We start from the raw sequence: 19099 nt of genomic DNA, 5'->3' as shown, positions 1-19099 counted from the left end.
CTGCGTATGTCTGGCCTTAGGGCTGGGCATATGCCAAAGGGGCGACTTTCGGGTCGCCCCTCTTTTTATTTTTTTAGCCAAGCCAAGCTTATGTCCAGACAACTCGACCATGGGCGAGAAACGCTCATGGACATTTTCCATCGTCATCGCCTCTCCAATGAAGGCTATGCCGCCAGCGTACTTGAGCGCGCCATGCAAACTGCCGAGCACCGGCCAGAGGCACTGGTATGGAAAGGCATTGCGGCATTAGCGCACAATCCTAAGCTGGCATTTTTATTCTTTATCAACGCAGCCCAATTGTTACCGGACCGTGCTGATGTCCAGGCACTGGTAGGTCGCGCCTTGCTGGCACAAGGGCTTGCAGTGCTCGCCACCCGATACCTCACGCAGGCATGGCAGAAACTACCCGATGACGCCTCCTTGCGTATGCTGCTTTGGCAGGCACGTAGCCAGTCCGAGACCCCCGCCACACTGCGCAGCATGATTCTTGCCCACTTGCCTGAGATCAATGCGCCCAAAGAATTAGCCCAAGTGATCAAGCTGCTTGCGGCGCAGGCCGACGCCCCTCGTAGGGTAGGTGTGGTGCGGTACCTGGAGGCACACAGAGAGATCCAGGGATGGGCCATTGACCTTGGCAACCTGCAGGCTCCTGCGTCCTTGAAGATCGAGGCTGGCAGCGTGAACGTTGACGCCGTCGCCAGCATACCCCACCCCTTACTCAGCGCTGCCGGCCTTTGCACCACTCATGGTGGCTTGCGTGTAAGTGTGCCAAACCCCAAGGCGCAGGTGCATATCCGCTTCGCCGACAACACCCACCTGGTAGGCAGCCCGGTTTTTGCCATGCCTTCATTTGTGCCACCTATTGAACAAGGCACACAGGTTGAACAAAAGCACGTGGATGTTTTGATACCGGTTTACAACGGGCTGCACGAAACACTTGAATGCATCAACAGCGCACTCGAGGCTCGCAAACTTAACCGCACTCCTCATCGCCTGGTCGTGATCGAAGACGCCACCCCCGTGCCGGCTCTGGCGAAAGCGCTGACAATGCTAGCCGGTAAAGGCAAGATCACGCTGGTGAATAACGCCGTAAACATGGGCTTCATCCGTACCATGAACCGTGCGATGGCACTGAGCCCTGGCAGGGATGTGGTATGGCTGAATGCCGACACACGGGTACAAGGCAACTGGCTCGACCGCTTGCGCAACATCGCTCACAGCAGCGCAGATATCGCCTCTGTCACGCCATTCACAAACAATGGCGAGCTGATGAGTTTCCCACAAAGCCAAGTCAGCCATGCCATGCCCAATGCTCGTGAGCAGGCAGCGCTGGATGAACTGGCCAAACATGCCAACATCTCTCCCGTCGAGATCGAGACTGGCTGCGGCTTCTGTCTGTATATAAAGCGTGCAGCGCTCAACCAGGTCGGCTACCTGGATGAAGTTTACCTGGCCAGAGGTTATGGCGAAGAAACCGACTGGTGCCTGCGTGCGCGCAGCTTTGGCTGGCGCCACATGGGCGCGCCTAATGTATTCGTGGCGCATCAAGGCGGGATTTCTTTCGGGGCGGAAAAAACACTGCGCGTCGCACAGAACAACGCTATCTTGCGCCGCCGCTATCCAGGCGCTTCGGCACGCTATAGTGCGTTTTGCCTGCGGGACCCGATCAAAGCTGCCCGGGACGCGCTACAGCGCGCCCGACTGGCCCGCTTCGCACAACAGAGCGATGAACAAAAAGCCTCGCAATGGCCGATGGAGGCAGGTAATACGCTACACATTCATGACGGCACAGGGGCTGATTCTACCCTCTCTCTTGTCTGGCACCGGGATAGCCATCGCACTTGGGTCACGCTGAAAGCCCCGCTTGCCCCCTTGCCTTTGGAGCTTGACTACGAGATGCCTGGAGAATTCTCCGAGCTGGTCCAGAACCTAGCAACGCTGCCACTGAAAGGCATCGTGCTCGAACACCAGGTCCAGTGCCCCTCCAAGCTCTGCGATCTGCCTTCACTGCTGAACATTCCTTACACAATCGTACACCGTGACGGCCATCTGCAAGGCCTGGACGCTACCTACGATTGGCAGCGCTTGGCCAACCGGGCAGAAAGCGTGGTTTTACCGTGGCAGTCCTGGCATAGCGCATTCGCCGAGGCGTTCCCGCAAGCCAACCTCGTTATTCAACCATGCGCCGAACTGCCCACTCCTGCAACCAGCCAACCCAACATACTGCTGATCGGCGACGCCCTGGATGATACAGACATCATCCAGACCTGGGTTCGCCTTGGCAGACGCATCACTCGAGAGCGGTTACCGCTTACGCTGCTGGTTAAACAAGATACACCGTGGCTAAAAACCTTATCTGCAACCGGTGCGGTTCAGGCACTACCCCAGGTAAACGGTTTCAGCTTGCCGGAAATTGCCAAGGCGACCGGATGTGATGCAGTGGTCAGTCTTGCCGCTTCTCCTGGCGAAAAATGGCTTGCCCCGGAACTTGCCAGCCAGTTGGATTTGCCGTTGTATACGCGTTGCCATTCCCTAGGCACTGAAGCAGGGGCGACCTGTGTAACCCAATTACCATTTTCACTGAGCCAAGCCTGATGACACAGAACGTCCTCAACGAGCGGCCGGCGGGTCAGAAACCTGTAGCGCTCTCCTCTTTTCGTGGCTGCATCAACGGACTTTACGGGGATGTTCTGCAGGGGTGGGCTATCGATATCACGCAGCCAGATCAGCGCCCTGTCATCGAAGTTTTCGTTGACGGGGCCAGTGTCGCATTGGCCAGGGCAGACCAACATGAGCCCAATGCTCCACACGGCGATCACTTCCATGGCTTTACCGTGCAACTGCGCCAGAGCCTGCTGGCGGATGCCAACCGAATAACCGCTCAAATTGCTAATACAGGCATCCACCTCGAAGGTGAGATTGAACTCCCTTCCCAGCCTCCACAAGAAACTGCTGCCGTAGCTTCACAGGTATGGCATACGGGTGGGTTGCGCGTCGGCGGCTGGTCTTGGGATCCACAGGCGCCGCATCGCCATGTTGTAGTTACGCTACGCGAAGGTAGCCGGGTTGTTGCCCAGGTCACTTGCAACACCCACCACCAGGCACTCGCGTATCGGGCCACAAGTGATCACGGTTTCGCGATAGACCTGCCGTGGGAACTGGCAGATGGCAAGTTGCATGTCATTGAAGTAACCAATGACCTTGGACAGTCGCTGCCGGGAAGCCCTATTCGTTTGCGCTGCCGCCCGGAGGGCCTGGAAGGCTTGTTGCATCAGCTTGAACTGAAACCCGATGCTGCAATGCAGGCCCTTGTGGCAGAAGTTGCGAAGGAACAATCATCGCGCTTACCAAAAAGCGCAGGATGGCAGCACTATCCACGATGGTATGACGCCTTCCAGAAGCGTGAGCCTATCGCTGCCATCCCATCCAGGTTCAGACCCGGCCTGTTACTGCTAAGTGAAGGTGACGCCACTCTCGAAAAAATCAGCCTCGATAGCCTGGGCGATGACGCTGAAAGTGTCCATCAACTGGCGAAGGCTGCCTCGGCCGACCTTCTCCCCGCAGTTGAACAACTGCTGGCAGCCGGCTGCGACAGCATTATCCAGATCGCTGCAGGTGACAAACTGGCGCCCCGAGCCATGCCGCAGCTTCGCAATTTGCTGGAGGATGGTTGCGCTTGGGCTTATGCCGACTGTGACCGCGACGGGCCACAAGGCCAACGTAGCCAGCCATGGTTCAAGCCGGTTTGGGACATTGACCTGTTCATTGGCGCAGACATTTTCTCTACTGGCGCAATTTTCTCTGCCGCCATTGTCAAAGAGGCTTTGGCATTGCTCAAAGCAGGCAAAAAGCAGTCTGCCATTAACCGCCACGATCTAATCGCCGGTATAGCACTAGCGACGGAGCTAAACGGCAGGTCTGTAACGCACCTGCCTCGGGTTCTCTACCATCGCTCTAGCGATACCTGTACAAGCCCGGAGCAAGCTGCTCCCTCAAAGCAACGCAAGGACGCCGTGGCGTGGTTATGCCAAGGCCTGGCCCCAGGTGCGCACGTCAGTGCCGTACCAGATTACCCTGCTCTGCTCAGGGCTCACTGGCCGCTCCCCGAGCAACTGCCACGTGTCAGCCTGATCGTACCCACACGTGACCAGTACAAGCTGCTGCACGCCTGCATCGAAGGCCTGTTGAACAACACGGATTATCCTGACCTGGAGATCATTGTTGTCGACAACCAGTCGACTGACCCGCAGACATTGGCCTACCTAGCCGAACTCAAGCAGCGCGGCGTTAAGATTCTTGCGCACCCACACCCCTTCAACTACTCCACGATCAACAATCGCGCGGCGAGCGCTGCCACGGGAGAGCTGATCGGCCTAGTCAACAACGATATCGAAATCATCGAAAGCGGCTGGCTTAAAGAAATGGTTTCGCAGGCACTGCGCCCCGGAATCGGCGCAGTGGGTGCCAAGTTGCTGTGGCCCAACAGGATGGTCCAGCATGGTGGCGTAGTTGTTGGCGTCAATGGCCTCGCGGCCCATGCTGGCAACACCCTGGAGCAACGAGATGCCGGGTACCTGGGGATGAACCAGGTTACCAGGAGGCAGAGCGCGGTAACGGCGGCGTGCCTGCTGCTACGCAAGTCGTTGTTCGACTCAATTCAGGGCTTGGATGAACGAGCGTTTCCTGTGGCCTTCAACGATGTCGATTTATGCTTGCGCATTCATGAACTTGGCCTGCGTAATGTCTGGACCGCCTTCGCGCAATTGATCCATGCCGAATCCGCCAGCCGAGGCAAAGATATCTCGCCAGAGAAAATGGCACGCGCCCAGCGAGAGCAGCAGTTGTTTACAGAACGATGGTCCGTCAGCTACAGGGATCCGTACTACCATCCCGCATTAAGCCTGGACTATCTGACCGGTCCGTACGGGGGCTTGTCACTGCCGCCAGAACCAGAATATTGCGCCCCCAGAAAATTGGCATCCAGTGAGACTCATGGTCATATCTACTTGGCTGATCCTTCCTGAAGCGCCAATACAATCACCCATCAATACAGGGACACATTGACATGAAGCATCTGGACTGCACACTTCGAGATGGTGGTTATTACAATAACTGGAACTTCTCCGAAGCGCTGATTGCACAGTATATAACCGCCATGCAAGCTGCTGGCATTCAAACGATTGAGTTGGGCCTTCGTTCGTTAAAAAACAGCAGTTTTAGCGGCGCCTGCGCTTATACCACTGATGCCTTCCTGAGCACCCTGGATCTGCCCCCTTCCATGACGATCGGAGTGATGGTTAACGGCAGTGAACTGGTCGGAAAAAACGCGGGGCAGCAGGCACTGCAGCTACTGTTCCCCAGCCCCGCGAGTGAATCGCCGGTTGACCTGGTGCGTATTGCTTGCCACGTTCATGAGTTTGCAGAAGCACTCCCTGCGGCGAGCTGGCTCAAAGAACGGGGCTACGATGTAGGCTTCAACCTGATGCAGATCGCGAACTGCTCAGAAAGCGAAATCAAAGCGCTGGCTAAACTTGCAAACAACTACCCGCTGGATGTGCTGTATTTTGCTGACAGCATGGGGAGCATGTCCCCTGATGATGCGGCACAGATCATCCAGTGGCTGCGTAGTGAGTGGCAGGGTGCCTTGGGGATCCACACCCATGACAATCTCGGCTTGGCGCTTTCCAATACCTTGCGCGCGATGGATGAAGGCGTTACCTGGGTCGACTCTACAGTCACTGGTATGGGCCGAGGGCCCGGCAACGCCCGCACCGAAGAGCTGGCTATCGAGATTGCTGCACGCACTCGGAAACCAGCGAATCTGATACCTTTGATGACGCTTCTTCGTGAGCACTTCAAACCCATGCAAGTTAAGTATGGCTGGGGGACCAACCCGTATTACTACCTCGCTGGCAAATATGGTATCCACCCAACCTATATTCAAGAAATGCTGGGTGACTCCCGCTTCGGCGAAGAAGATATTCTTGCGGTCATTGAATACCTTCGCAATGAAGGCGGCAAGAAGTTCAGCGTACATACGCTTGATGCCGCCCGACACTTTTACCGTGGCGCGCCCACAGGTCAGTGGGCACCGCAGGATCTTCTTGCCGGCCAAGATGTATTGCTTCTAGGTACGGGTCCTGGCGTAGCGGCGCACCGGCAAGCATTGGAACACTTCATTCGCCAGCATAAACCGGTTGTGATGGCTCTGAACACGCAGAGCTCAATTGCTGCTGAATTGATTGATGTCAGGGTAGCTTGCCATCCCGTCCGCCTTCTGGCCGATTGCGAGGCGCATATCGAGCTGCCTCAGCCTTTGATTACGCCCTACTCCATGCTGCCGATGGATGTGCAGGGTGCGCTCGCCAATAAAAACGTCCTTGATTTCGGCCTGAATGTTCAGCCCGATAAATTCACGTTCGAGGACACCCATTGCACTATCCCGACCTCGCTAGTGGTAGCGTACGCCATGGCTGCCGCCAGCTCTGGCAAAGCTAAACGCATTCTCATGGCTGGCTTCGATGGGTATCCTGGCGAAGACCCGCGAAATGCTGATACCAACAAGCTTTTCAGGCAGTATCAAGACACCCCGTCCAGCACGCCGTTGCTCTGCCTGACACCAACTCGATATGACATTAGCTGCCAAAGCGTTTATGGGCCACTGAAATGAAATATGAAAAAACGACGTGTTTTCTGCCCTGCCGAAAAGGCAGCGAACGCATTCCGAATAAGAATATAAAACCATTTGGCGGCCACGAATTCGGCTTGATTGAAATCAAGTTGAAGCAACTGCTTCAAGCAGACGCTGTTGATTCCATCGTACTGAGCACCAACGATGAAAGCATCCTTGACTACGCCTCATCGCTTCAAAATAATAAAATCAAACTTCATAAGCGACGAGAAGACCTATCTTCCAGCCAGACCAGCACTGACCAGTTGGTGGCGCATGCGCTTGAGTTGATAGGCGAAGGTAATATCTTGTGGACCCACGTTACTTCGCCATTCCTCAGCGCCAGTCATTACAACGAAATCATAAAGCTTCACAATGAGAAAGTACTGGACGGGTACGACTCCTTGATGACCACAAATTTGCTACACGGCTTCCTCTGGCAAAATGGCGAAGCCATGAACTATGACAGAAACGTAGAGAAATGGCCGAGAACGCAAACTCTCACCCCAGTACATGAAGTAAACAGTGGTGTATTTCTTGCTCATGCAACTATTTACAGGGAGCTAGATGACCGAATTGGTCGTAAACCCTACCTTCATCCACTGGGCAAACTGATCAGCCATGACATTGACTGGCCGGAAGACTTCACAATCGCTGAATGCCTGCTAGAAAAAGGTTTGGTTACCCTATGAAGAATATTAAATCGAATCTAGGCGACTACGCCACCCTGGTTTTTGACTGCGACGGTGTGCTGCTAGATTCGAATAAGGTGAAAACCCAAGCCTTCTACGAAGCAGCGCTGCCTTACGGCGAAATGGCCGCCCAAGCTCTCGCTGATCACCACGTTGCTAATGGCGGGATTTCACGCTATAAAAAGTTTTCATATTTCTTAGAACACATAGTCGCCCAACACGCTGAAGGACCTTCATTAGAGCACCTTCTAGACCGCTATGCTGAAAACGTTAGCAGCGGCCTGCTCAGCTGCGATATAGCGAGTGGCATACGGGAGCTTCGAGCAAAAACTCCGAATACTCGCTGGTTGATCGTTTCTGGCGGTGACCAGACCGAACTCCGTGAGGTTTTTGCACAGCGAAAGCTTGCTGAGCTGTTTGATGGCGGCATATTCGGAAGCCCAGATGCTAAAGAGGAAATTATTGCTCGCGAGCTACGCAGCTCAAATATCGCACCTCCTGCGCTCTTCATCGGCGACAGTAAATATGACTTCAAGGCAGCTAGCGAATCGAATTTGGATTTCCTTTTTTTGAGTGACTGGTCCGAAGTTAAGAACTGGCAGCAATGGTGCAATGAGAATAATATATATGCCCTAGGCAATATTTCATCTCTGCTCGAAACTTGCACTCATCCCGAATAGATAACGCATTAAATTATTTTGCAATTGGGCAGCGCCACTCCAGGCACTGCCCTACGGGGAATATAATGCACCCTCTGCGCTTTGTAAATTTTATTCCCACTTCAGCGCCCCAACCGAAAAATTTATCTTAAAATTCAGCTTCAGTCATAGGTGAAAACCAGAGTTTAGCAAACCAGATCAAATCCTGATAAATCATCTATGCCTACTTAGCATTATTATATTTACATTTTATGATCGGATATTAACATGATTATTGGCCCCTCGCACGTAGTACGCTGGAAAAGGCTGAGAGATTTTTTTGAAATCGATAGTGAGTTTCATGGGGTCGGTGGGCTCCCGATATGGCATGAGAGCATCAAGAGCTGTTCAAGAACAAATAATCCATTCATCATGGTAGGTGACTTTAGATTCGGCAACACTTATCATCTGACACATAATGAGAACGACGCCTTCATTGTAAAGAAAGAATTTATAAACCCAGAAATAGACAAGCTTATGTATGATAAGTCTATTGAAAGCTTAGAAATCCTTCAAAGAGATGATATAAGACTAGTTTTCTGGTGCCTATTGATCAGAGAATACAAAAACATCAACGAGGATAAATATTTCAAGAACAGCACATACCAACATCCTATTTGGAATTTACCCGAAATTGAAAGAAGATTCAGAAACAGCATAAAACTTTCTGACATACTTAATTACGATCTTAACTTCTTGTTTATTGACTCCAGTAATCATCCTTCAATTTTTGGTTATTACTTCCTCAAAAAAATCCACGAAGGGTTGCCTTCCCCGCAAGCACTAACGTTGGCTCTGAAGGCAAAAAAATCGTTTTTTAAAATATTTGATTATTTCAAAAACGACAGCTTTGTCGTATCGGGTACCACTAACACATTCAGACTCATCAAGGATTACCTAAGACGAGGAATTCTTGATATAACAAAAGTCGGCGGCTTTCATGTCAGGGAAGCTGATGAGGCTCTTTTTTCATCACATAAATATCACGAAACGCTAATCTATTTCGCAAAAGAAGAAGATTCCAAACCGAACGAAGCCAGCCTTACCTTCTTCGACAAAGCGCCATATCAAAATAAATTACTCATCATAAAAAAAGACGGCAAGACCTTCTTTTACAAAGCATTGAAACAAAAAAAACCAACACTATGCTTCGTAATGATCAACCACACTGAAGACGAAGAAATAGTTGGCGACATTTACAACCTTATCGGACTCGCACAAGTACTTTATCTATCAATGTCCTTAATCAAAAAAGATGGCACCATTAAAACCAATCCGTATTGCAAGCTTAGATCAACACTATCATAAATACACATCACAAAGCCTGAGGCGAGCGGTTTCACATACAAAAAACCGATCGCCTCAGCTAACAAATTTAGAAATAGCTTATTGCAAATCTGCAATAAGCTATTTCATTTTCGGGGCATGTCAAGGGGAGGTAGACTATAAATATCCTATTAAGTATTAAGCGTCATTTCAGTCACGTCAAAAAACTCACTTTTAAATTTCGACCGCGAACTTTGAAACCTTGAAAATACGGGCGCGAAGCTTATTTTTCCACTGTACTTGATATCAGCATACCGGGACTCGGAAGGTATCCTGCCTAAACTTTTAGCAGCACATTTCATCGCTAACTCCCCGAGATTCAGGAGTGCATGGCAGTCCGATATCTGCCCCAGAACCCAATCATTCCGAGAATGGAATATATCGTTTATAGCTTTTCTCGAAAAATCAAACGCAGCAAGAAACTTCCAACCTGACTCTTTACTCCTACCAGCAAAGGCAAGTATTGCCGCTTTTAGAATCAAGCACTGACAATAATTCCAATAGCTGAGCTGGTTTAGATTGGGTTCATATCTGCGCAGCGCCGAATCGATTACCCCCTCAGCATCTTCAATACGGTCATTAAGGAGAAGCACCAGGGCAAATGCTGTCGCAGAGGAAATACCCCAGCGCGCAGTATTAGGGGTACAATATTCTACGGCCTCGTCAAACTTTGTTTTTGACTCCAATAGAACGCCAATCACCCAACCCCGATACTCCGGGGCCTCTAGGTACTTATAGGAAATCAAAGTAATTAATGCGCCGTAAAAATGATTGTTCACAGGCATAACTTCCAGGGCATTGAATGCAACGAAAAATAATTCGTTATTTTCCATGCCACGAGTAGCAGCATTGATTATGGCGCCTGTAACATAGAACTCATCAGCGAGCTTTTTTTCATCCAGCCTAAATTTTTCGAAGGCTCCGGCTAGCTCCAACTCATGCTCGTCAGAAGTCAGTAGCAAACTTTCATAGACCGAAAAATCTCTGATATTGACCTCAATGGCTACCTGCTGAGGATCGCCAGCGTTCACCCATTTGAATGGCACCTCACGCTGCGCCTGGCTAAGATTTATAAATTTGGAAGCATTGACGCTCGCAAATTCAATCACGACTGAGGACAGCCCTATATTTGTAACTTTCATTTTATAAGCTTCCTTCCTACTGCATCGCCATCTTTCAAGGTCATGTAGAGCTTCTTGAGCTCCATAGCTTGGCTCGCTGAGGTTCTCCTTACCTCTGTGTCGGATGCCGCCTTGTGTTGGGCAATTGAGCTACTGATATGCTTTAACGTTAATACTAAGGCTTCCGTACTAGGCTCAATGACATAACCATTCTTATTTGGAACAATGTCCTCGCCTATGCCTCCCATGCTACTGGCGACCGCCCAGCATCCGCTAGCAACCGCTTCACGCGTTACAAGGCCGAAGCTTTCCGGCCACATCGATGGGGCAAAGAGGACATCAATTTTCCCATAAAGGTCTACGATTCCTTTCTGGCTTACGCGACCGATAAAGGTCACTGGCACTTTCCCCCACTGAGAATGATGTTCATACCCCTCTTCCTTGGAATGGTCAACAATCAAAAACTCAAGGTTCTCAGGCTGACTCTGAAGCACTGCTTCCTTAAGCAGATAATACCCCTTGTGCTCCGACATTCCGCCGATATGCCCGCATACAACCCGTTTGGTGTAAGAGGTATCTTTCTGCGTCCAAGGAATATCACTGGAGACGCCATTAGCTACAACTTCTACCTCCGGGATGCCGTTTCGACGATAAATTTCTGCGAACGCGTTCGACACGGTCAGCACCCTCGAAGCACTATGAAGGAGGTCTTTCAGATCGCGGCGTCGCTCGATGGAATCTGCCAACGTCATATTCGTTGGCATTTCTATGAGCTCGTAAGGGTCAGGATGCCCGTCAGGATAAACTTTTGAGTTATGGTCGACCAAGAACTGGAAATCCGAGATCCACCAGGCATCGTGAATAGTGACCATGTAAGGAATTTTGGCATCTCGTGCCGCTTCCACAATCGAAGCTGTCAAACGCTGGACGCAATGGAAGTGGATCAAATCGGGTTTTTCCAGCTCCAGGAACTCTTGGAACAGGCGATACATCTCTGGGTCTTTAGGATGCCAATCCATGTGCTCACGCCACAGGGTTGTAGACCTGTAGACCCGGCAGCCCTCATAGGTGTAGACACTCATCTGATGAGCGGCTCTGCACTCAACATCAGCAGTGAAGACACAGACATCGAGGTCCTCGGCGTAAGCGCTTCTGAACTCTGAGAAGTTATCAGCCACGACACGCGTTGCACCACCAATCGCCTGCGGTGGGAAAAATACGTTGACCAACGCAATTTTCTTCCTCGGCTTGGCTTTCTGAATGCCCCTTACGAAATCGTCGAGCGTAGCTGCCAGTTTACTTCCAAGCGCCTGCAGGCTGTAATCGTCCTGGGCCCGCTTCTGAGCGGCCTGGCCTACCTGTTGCCGTAAGGCTTGGCTATCAGCGAGTTTTTTTAATGCCCGATACCATTCTTCTTCAGTAGTGGCCAGGAAACCATCTTCTCCATCTTTGACAACGTCACGGTAATTGGCTGTGCTGCTCAAAACCGATGGGATACCGAAGCAGCCTGCTTCAAACCATTTCAGCTCGCTTTTACAGGCATTGACTTTGTCATCGTGCAACACCGCAATATTGATATCCGCTTGCTCAAGCAGCGACCAATAACCTTGCACACTGTCCATGGCCGGCAACTGGGTAAACTGCTGAGCGTATTTTGCGGTAAATGACACTGGCAATCGCAGGTAACCAACAACGACCAAACGAGCCTGAGGGGTCTCGCTAAGCACACGCTCAATCGCAGGCAGCGCCTGTTCGATAAAGTCGGTGTTGTGTGCTTGAGTACCGCTGCCATAGAAGATATCGATGGTCTTCTTGTGCGATTTGTCGTTCGTGCGAATCTGATTCAATCTGTCCAGGCCGTTACGATGCAACCAGCACTGTTTTTCTCTCACCAGCTTGGCAAGTTCCAAACGCAGCGGCTCAGTAGATGCGATCCCCTGACGGCAAAGTCGCGCAGCGGCATTGAACAAAGCCATGCCGCGCGTGAGTTCACGGTGTGTTGCCAGTGAAACATAGCCACCATAGCTATCGATCGACGGCGGGTACTCGGGAACAAATAGCAGATCATCAATTTCGTACAGGCTGAGCTTACCCGTTGCGTTGACTTGAGCGATCGCCTTGATTACTTGAACTACAGCTGGAACTCGATAGAAGATCACCACATCGTGCAGTGCTAATGCATTTTGGTTCTTGTCCAGCTCAGTCCAGCTTATGGCAGTAACTTGCTTGCCAACTGCTTCCAGCTGTTCGATCTTCTGCTCGATACGGTAGCGCACGCACTGGGCTATATGGAAGTCACCAACAATTAAGACACGATCGGTATTCAAATTGCCCAAGGGCGGCAGTGCTGGCAAATCATGTGCAGCGCCTTCCGACAGATCACCATAAACAGGAAGGTACGCTCGATACAAGTCAACCGCGTAAGCGTACGCCTCATTGATCAGGCTCTCCCGGTCCAGCATATCCACTCGGGTCATGAGCTTTGCGTGTAAATCACGCCATTTCTGCTCGGCCAAACGCTCGAGTTCGTCTTGCTGGGGACGGTGATTCGGGTTGGTAGCAATACCTGCAGAAAGCACCCGAATGGCTTCATCTAGCTGATGCAGCTTAGCCAAGCAGTGCGCTTGGTTGAAGGCAGTCCAAACCGGCGGATTCGGCAATTGCGCGGCAGCATTGAAGTACTGCAAGGCAATACTGAAGTGACCATCCTCCATGTAGCTACCGCCTAGCCGGTTGAATACCTCAGCACTCGGCGCGATGCTCAAAGCCGCTTCAAGCAGGATTCTGCCCTCCTGGACCTTGTGCCGGGACAAGTAATGCATACCCAGTTTAGAAAACACTAACTGGCTTTTCTGGGGCGTCTCAGCGAGATCAATAGGGATAACATCCTGCCCCAGGAATATGCCCATGACCCGCTGTGGCTCAACCTCAAGGCCGCGCTTGGCACTCCGGTCAATGGCTGCTGAAAGGCTGAACCCGTTCGGTAACAGCTCTAGTGGAAGCTCGTGCTTCTTAGCCCAGGCATCGAGAGTAGGAAGTCGCCCCTCCGCCCGTCCGAAGCGTTGGAAATGTGCTTCCGCAATAGCTTGAGTTTCAACGCCGCCGGCTTTGAGGTCAGGGTAAAAGGTCAGGTAAAAATCCAGGTCAACTTTCGCAACATCCGGCTTGACCATAACGGCGCTGTCGGCCGCATTGAGAACTGCTTCAGCGATAAGCTCCGCATCACCACTTTCGTGCGAAGCCGAGGCATAACGGCCTTCTTGATGACCGAACGCATGCCAATGCTGTTCGAGCGCATCGTCCGTGAGCGAAGATAGGTCTGGGTATCGATTCCGATAATAAGCCAGATCCAGCACAAATCGCCTTGAGCCAGTCTTTTTCTGGGGGACGGGCACTGAATTTCCCTTAACATGCATGCTCGGCTGCACATCTACGCTCGGCAAGCCTTCCTTAACAGACATTTTTCACTTTCCTATGAATATTCAAGAGCGCCAGACCGCTGAAACATGAAGAATGACGTCTAACCTGCCGAGCCCCGAGGCTATTATAATTTTTGTTGGGTTGTTCAACATGAATGCAAGAACTGCCATCACTCTAATTCCTATTTCAGGAATACTGACAAATAAAAATGACACTTTCCAACCCCCGGAAACGAACCCGACTTCCAGATGCGCACCCCGCGCTGCCATGCCCAGCGAACTAGAGTCCCAGGATAGCGGTAGCTTAAGGCCCTCTAGACTTGTCAGCACCCAGATCAGTCTCCGTGAGTTGCATCGCTCAAACAACTGTTTCTTGCATGGACACCTGACGACTCCCTGTTGTGTCTAGGCAACCATGAGGTCACCTTCCACCGCTGCAACGGCTCCTCCTCTTCCAGCGTGAGCAGATCGGCACGGTCAGTACCGGCACCCAGCAGTGTATTTTTCGACATCAGGGTGGTCTAATTCCGGCAGCGCTAGCAGCTCGCCTTGCGTTGCCGGGGCGAAGTTTCTCAGCGTCATCTGTCTACGACAACACCTTTTTTGTCCAATTAGAGCCAAATTATGATTCTAGTAACAGGCGGAGCCGGCTTCATCGGCTCAAATTTCGTACTGCAATGGTGTGCGCACAATGAGGAACCCGTCCTCAACCTCGACGCCCTGACCTACGCAGGCAACCTGGCCAACCTGCAGCCGCTGGAAGGCAACCCTCAGCATCGCTTTGTGCAAGGCAATATTTGCGATGCTGCGCTTCTGACCAAGCTGTTCGCAGAGCACCGCCCGCGCGCCGTGGTTCACTTCGCGGCGGAATCCCATGTAGACCGCTCAATCACCGGCCCCGAAGCGTTTGTCGAAACCAACGTGATGGGCACGTTTCGCTTGCTTGAAGCCGCCCGGGCGCATTGGAATAGTTTGGAAGGTGCAGAGAAGGAAGCCTTCCGTTTCCTCCATGTCTCTACCGACGAAGTCTACGGCACACTAGGGCCAAACGACCCGGCGTTCACCGAAACCACGCCGTACGCGCCGAACAGCCCATACTCCGCCAGCAAGGCAGCCAGCGACCATCTGGTACGCTCGTATTTCCATACCTACGGCATGCCGGTACTCACTACCAACTGCTCCAACAATTACGGGCCGCTCCACTTCCCGGAAAAACTGATCCCGCTGATGATCGTCAACGCACTCGCCGGTAAGGCGCTGCCTGTCTATGGCGACGGCCAGCAAATCCGCGACTGGCTGTATGTCGAAGATCACTGCTCGGGCATCCGTCGCGTACTAGAAGCCGGTGCGTTCGGCGAGACGTACAATATTGGCGGCTGGAATGAAAAAGCCAACATTGACATTGTGCGTACACTCTGCAGCCTTCTCGACGAGATGGCACCTGCGGCATCGCGCCAGGTAATCAATCAGAAGACCGGCGAGCCTGTCGAACAGTATGCAGAACTCATCGCCTACGTAACCGACCGCCCAGGCCATGACCGCCGTTATGCCATCGATGCACGCAAGATCGAGCGGGAGCTCGGCTGGAAACCTGCCGAAACCTTCGAGACGGGCATTCGAAAGACAGTCGCTTGGTACTTGGCCAACCAGAAATGGGTAAAAGGTGTCATGGACGGCAGCTACCGTGACTGGGTGGCACAACAATACGGGGCAAATAAAGCGTGAAAATCCTGCTGTTGGGGAAAAACGGGCAAGTAGGCTGGGAGCTACAGCGCGCCTTGGCGCCGCTGGGTGAGGTCATCGCGCTGGATCGTCAGGGGGCCGAGGGCTTATGTGGCGACTTGTCCAACCTGGACGGCTTGGCCGCTACGATTCGTCAGCTGGCGCCGGACGTGATCGTCAACGCTGCTGCCTACACTGCAGTGGATAAAGCTGAGAGCGATCAGGCACGGGCTGCAATGATCAATGCCGCGGCTCCTGCTGTATTAGCACGTGAAACAGCAGCTTTGGGCGCCTGGTTGATTCATTATTCCACCGATTATGTATTTGACGGCAGCGGCAGTCAGCGCTGGGAGGAAACTGCGCCTACCGGCCCCCTTTCGGTCTACGGCCGGACCAAGCTGGAAGGCGAGCATGCCATTCTCGCCAGCGGCGCCAAGGCCGTGGTACTGCGCACCAGCTGGGTGTATGCTGCGCGCGGGCACAATTTTGCCAAGACCATGCTGCGCCTGGCGGCGGAGCGTGAGACGTTGAGCGTGGTAGCAGACCAATTTGGCGCACCCACGGGCGCTGACCTGATCGCCGACGTTACTGCACACATCCTGCGGCAAATCTTCAATGGGCAAGACAACCGTCACCTGGCAGGGATTTACCACTTGGCAGCGTCCGGTGAAACCTCTTGGCATGGTTTTGCTCAGTTCGTGCTGGCGCATGCTCAACGCACTGGCGTAGCGCTGAAAGTGACAGCTGATCAGGTTGCCGCAATCAGCACCGAAGCTTATCCAGTACCTGCACCACGTCCGCGCAACTCGCGCCTGGCACTGGGCAAACTGGAAAACACGTTCAATTTCAAAATGCCGCTTTGGGAGCAAGGCGTGCAACGTATGCTGGACGAAATCCAGTAATAGGGACTCTCATGGCTCGTAAAGGAATTATTCTGGCCGGCGGTTCGGGTACACGCCTGCATCCGGCCACACTTTCGGTTTCGAAGCAGCTGCTGCCGGTGTATGACAAACCGATGATCTACTACCCGCTGAGCACCCTGCTGCTCGCTGGTATCCGGGACATCCTGATCATTTCCACCCCGCAGGACACCCCGCGCTTCGAACAGCTGCTGGGCGATGGCAGCCAGTGGGGCCTTAACCTGTCATACGCAATACAACCAAGCCCGGATGGCTTGGCGCAAGCGTTCACCATCGGCGCTGACTTCATCGGTAACGACCCTTCTGCGTTGGTTCTCGGTGACAATATTTTCTACGGCCATGACTTCCAGGCACTGCTATTGAACGCAGATAAACGTGAATCCGGTGCTTCAGTATTCGCTTATCATGTTCATGACCCAGAACGCTATGGCGTAGCGGAGTTTGACGATAGCGGTCGCGTATTGTCGCTGGAAGAAAAACCGGCAGTTCCAAAGTCTAGCTATGCGGTCACCGGCCTGTATTTCTATGACAATCAGGTAGTCAATCTGGCTCGCGAGCTGAAGCCTTCCCCACGTGGCGAGCTGGAAATCACCGACCTCAACAATCTTTACTTGCAGCAGCAGCAGTTGCAGGTAGAAATCATGGGCCGTGGCTATGCGTGGCTCGACACCGGTACGCACGACAGCTTGCTCGAAGCTAGTCAGTACATCGCCACGATGGAGCGCCGTCAGGGCTTGAAGGTGGCCTGCCCTGAAGAAATTTGCTACCGCGCAGGCTGGATCAACGCTGAGCAAGTAGAGCGCCTGGCTAAGCCCATGTTGAAAAACGGCTATGGCAAGTATCTGCAAAACTTGTTGAATGAGAAGGTATTCTGATGCACGCCATTCCGATGGACATACCTGAAGTTGTCCTGTTTACCCCCAAGGTTTTCGGCGACGAACGTGGCTTCTTTTACGAAAGCTTCAACGGCCGTGTCTTCAGCGAAGTGACCGGTCTGCAGCCCGACTTTGTACAAGACAACCACTCGCGCTCGGTAAAAGGCGTGTTGCGTGGTCTGCACTACCAGCTGGCACCTCACGCCCAGGGCAAGCTAGTACGCGTGGTGCAGGGCGAGGTCTTTGATGTTGCGGTGGATATCCGTCGCTCCTCCCCTACCTTTGGTAAGTGGGTGGGGGCGGTGCTGTCGGCCGAGAACAAGAACCAGCTGTGGATCCCACCAGGCTTCGCGCACGGCTTCGTCACGTTGAGTGAAACCGCAGAGTTCCTCTACAAGACCACCGACTTCTACTCGCCGCAGTGCGAGCGCTGCATTGCCTGGGATGACCCGGCAGTCGGCATCGAATGGCCTATCGACTTTACACCGAGCTTGTCTGGTAAGGATCAGCTCGGGGTGGCACTGGCTGACGCTGAGCTGTTCGACTAACGCTTTTCGCGGAGAAGGGCTGCGGTAGCGCAGCCTTGTCTCTGGACACATGCCGTAACCGGGTCTTGCCGATAGTGGCGCTTTTCACACGTCACTAAGAAGCAACCGCTGCATGGCCTGGCAAATAATCAGAATTTGCCCCTTCCTTGTAGGCCACTTCCCAAAGATACTCCCTGCGCCTGTTTTCCGTTGCGCACGTTAATCGTGAGACTTAGTCTCGACCCGTCGCTACCAAATCAGTGACCGGTTTTGGCAGGCCGTAGATTGTTGTCCGTGTGCTTACGCTTATGGCGGCTGTACGTGCGGGCACCCTCATGTGCGCCGAGTGCCAACAATCTCGGTCTGACAACCAACGTACAGCTGCCACCCTCCCGTTTGACAGCGAGGTGGATAGTAGTTCAACCATTGTTGGAGTGTAACCATGCTGAAAATAGCTCCTGATCCCCCCCTCAGCACCCTTTGTCTTGAAGATATTGGTCCAGCCACGGTTTACGCGCTATGCGCCGATACCGCCGTGCATCAAGCGATGTTGCTGCAGCCCAAGGCCCCCGCGTCGATTGTGATGATGACGTCCATGTATGAACAGGAGACGCTGCGGCCCTTGCTTTGGGCCGCACCTGCTGCAGTTACATATGCCCACTTAGCCAAAAACGTCTCATTGAGGCTTAACTGATTGTGTCGCCCGGGTGGGGTCTATCGCAGGCAAACCAGCCTCGCCTTTCAGGCTGCGATCCTTGCACGTTGGCGCTTGTGCAACTGATGTGGGGATGGCCGGGGTGCCCCGTACCCAGACTGCAGCGATTTCGGGAAATTGAACAATGCCTGCAGTAGAAACCAAACTCACCGTCGGCAAAACCACCTTCTACCAAGGTCAAAACCAGTCGCCCCCCTCTTCCGCATCGAAGCCGGCATCCCATGCCAGAGCTCACGGGAACAGGTCTCAGAGCTGATGGGCTACACACGGGACATGACCCTGGACGGATTGATGGAAAACAAACCGCAACTGATCTGGGCTTCACACTGTGTATGCGCGTTGGCTCAAGCGCTGATGGATGAGGCCGAGCTAGGCATGATGTGCTGAGCGACCTGCTACAGGGATGGCTCCGGT

13 protein-coding genes and 1 pseudogene are annotated in these 19099 nt (G+C 52.8%); 12 read left to right on the top strand and 2 right to left on the bottom strand.

Features of this window, described 5'->3' with window-relative positions:
* Positions 1-126 precede the first annotated feature (126 nt).
* From ACTJJN_RS22800 to ACTJJN_RS22775, 6 genes are all read left to right on the top strand, one after another.
* A complete protein-coding gene (locus ACTJJN_RS22800) occupies positions 127-2595 on the top strand; it encodes a glycosyltransferase (protein WP_440781644.1) in 2469 nt (822 codons plus the stop codon).
* On the top strand, positions 2595-5024 hold the full coding sequence (locus tag ACTJJN_RS22795) for a glycosyltransferase family 2 protein (RefSeq protein ID WP_440781643.1): 2430 nt from the start codon (positions 2595-2597) through the stop codon (positions 5022-5024). The genes ACTJJN_RS22800 and ACTJJN_RS22795 overlap by 1 nt, the downstream gene beginning before the upstream one ends.
* 41 nt (positions 5025-5065) lie before the next feature.
* Entirely contained in the window at positions 5066-6670 is a 1605-nt protein-coding gene (locus tag ACTJJN_RS22790) for an aldolase catalytic domain-containing protein (RefSeq protein WP_440781642.1), read from the top strand.
* Positions 6667-7362 (top strand): acylneuraminate cytidylyltransferase family protein, encoded by a 696-nt coding sequence (locus tag ACTJJN_RS22785; protein WP_440781640.1) that lies wholly within the window; start codon positions 6667-6669, stop codon positions 7360-7362. The genes ACTJJN_RS22790 and ACTJJN_RS22785 overlap by 4 nt, the downstream gene beginning before the upstream one ends.
* Positions 7359-8042 carry an HAD family hydrolase gene (locus ACTJJN_RS22780; protein ID WP_440781639.1) on the top strand — a complete coding sequence of 228 codons (684 nt, stop codon included), beginning with the start codon at positions 7359-7361 and terminating at the stop codon, positions 8040-8042. The genes ACTJJN_RS22785 and ACTJJN_RS22780 overlap by 4 nt, the downstream gene beginning before the upstream one ends.
* Positions 8043-8288: 246 nt before the next feature.
* Positions 8289-9368 (top strand): hypothetical protein, encoded by a 1080-nt coding sequence (locus tag ACTJJN_RS22775; RefSeq protein ID WP_440781638.1) that lies wholly within the window; start codon positions 8289-8291, stop codon positions 9366-9368.
* A gap of 149 nt (positions 9369-9517) precedes the next feature.
* Here the strand turns inward: ACTJJN_RS22775 and ACTJJN_RS22770 are convergent, their stop codons facing one another.
* On the bottom strand, positions 9518-10528 hold the full coding sequence (locus ACTJJN_RS22770; RefSeq protein ID WP_440781637.1) for a hypothetical protein: 1011 nt from the start codon (positions 10526-10528) through the stop codon (positions 9518-9520).
* On the bottom strand, positions 10525-13968 hold the full coding sequence (locus ACTJJN_RS22765; RefSeq protein WP_440781636.1) for a glycosyltransferase: 3444 nt from the start codon (positions 13966-13968) through the stop codon (positions 10525-10527). Before ACTJJN_RS22765 ends, ACTJJN_RS22770 begins: the two co-directional genes overlap by 4 nt.
* Before the next feature lie 582 nt (positions 13969-14550).
* On the opposite strand from ACTJJN_RS22765, the gene rfbB reads away from it, so the two are divergent.
* The 6 genes and pseudogenes from rfbB to ACTJJN_RS22735 all read left to right on the top strand — a co-directional run bounded on the left by rfbB (position 14551) and on the right by ACTJJN_RS22735 (position 19072).
* Positions 14551-15651: a dTDP-glucose 4,6-dehydratase gene (gene rfbB / locus ACTJJN_RS22760; RefSeq protein WP_010952822.1), complete on the top strand. Its 1101-nt coding sequence runs from the start codon at positions 14551-14553 to the stop codon at positions 15649-15651.
* Positions 15648-16550 carry a dTDP-4-dehydrorhamnose reductase gene (gene rfbD / locus ACTJJN_RS22755; protein WP_440781635.1) on the top strand — a complete coding sequence of 301 codons (903 nt, stop codon included), beginning with the start codon at positions 15648-15650 and terminating at the stop codon, positions 16548-16550. The genes rfbB and rfbD overlap by 4 nt, the downstream gene beginning before the upstream one ends.
* 11 nt (positions 16551-16561) lie before the next feature.
* On the top strand, positions 16562-17443 hold the full coding sequence (rfbA, locus tag ACTJJN_RS22750; RefSeq protein WP_440781634.1) for a glucose-1-phosphate thymidylyltransferase RfbA: 882 nt from the start codon (positions 16562-16564) through the stop codon (positions 17441-17443).
* A complete protein-coding gene (rfbC, locus tag ACTJJN_RS22745; protein ID WP_440781633.1) occupies positions 17443-17991 on the top strand; it encodes a dTDP-4-dehydrorhamnose 3,5-epimerase in 549 nt (182 codons plus the stop codon). Before rfbA ends, rfbC begins: the two co-directional genes overlap by 1 nt.
* A 421-nt stretch (positions 17992-18412) precedes the next feature.
* Positions 18413-18664 carry a hypothetical protein gene (locus tag ACTJJN_RS22740; protein ID WP_440781632.1) on the top strand — a complete coding sequence of 84 codons (252 nt, stop codon included), beginning with the start codon at positions 18413-18415 and terminating at the stop codon, positions 18662-18664.
* Between the two features lie 145 nt (positions 18665-18809).
* Positions 18810-19072 (top strand): annotated as a pseudogene (locus ACTJJN_RS22735) (DUF3077 domain-containing protein).
* Positions 19073-19099 lie beyond the last annotated feature (27 nt).

It is taken from the genome of Pseudomonas sp. 22515 (genome assembly GCF_052044625.1).
GTDB classification, from domain to species: Bacteria; Pseudomonadota; Gammaproteobacteria; order Pseudomonadales; family Pseudomonadaceae; genus Aquipseudomonas; species Aquipseudomonas alloputida.
Note: the sequence above shows the minus strand (reverse complement) of the source record. Positions and strands in the feature narration are given on the sequence as shown.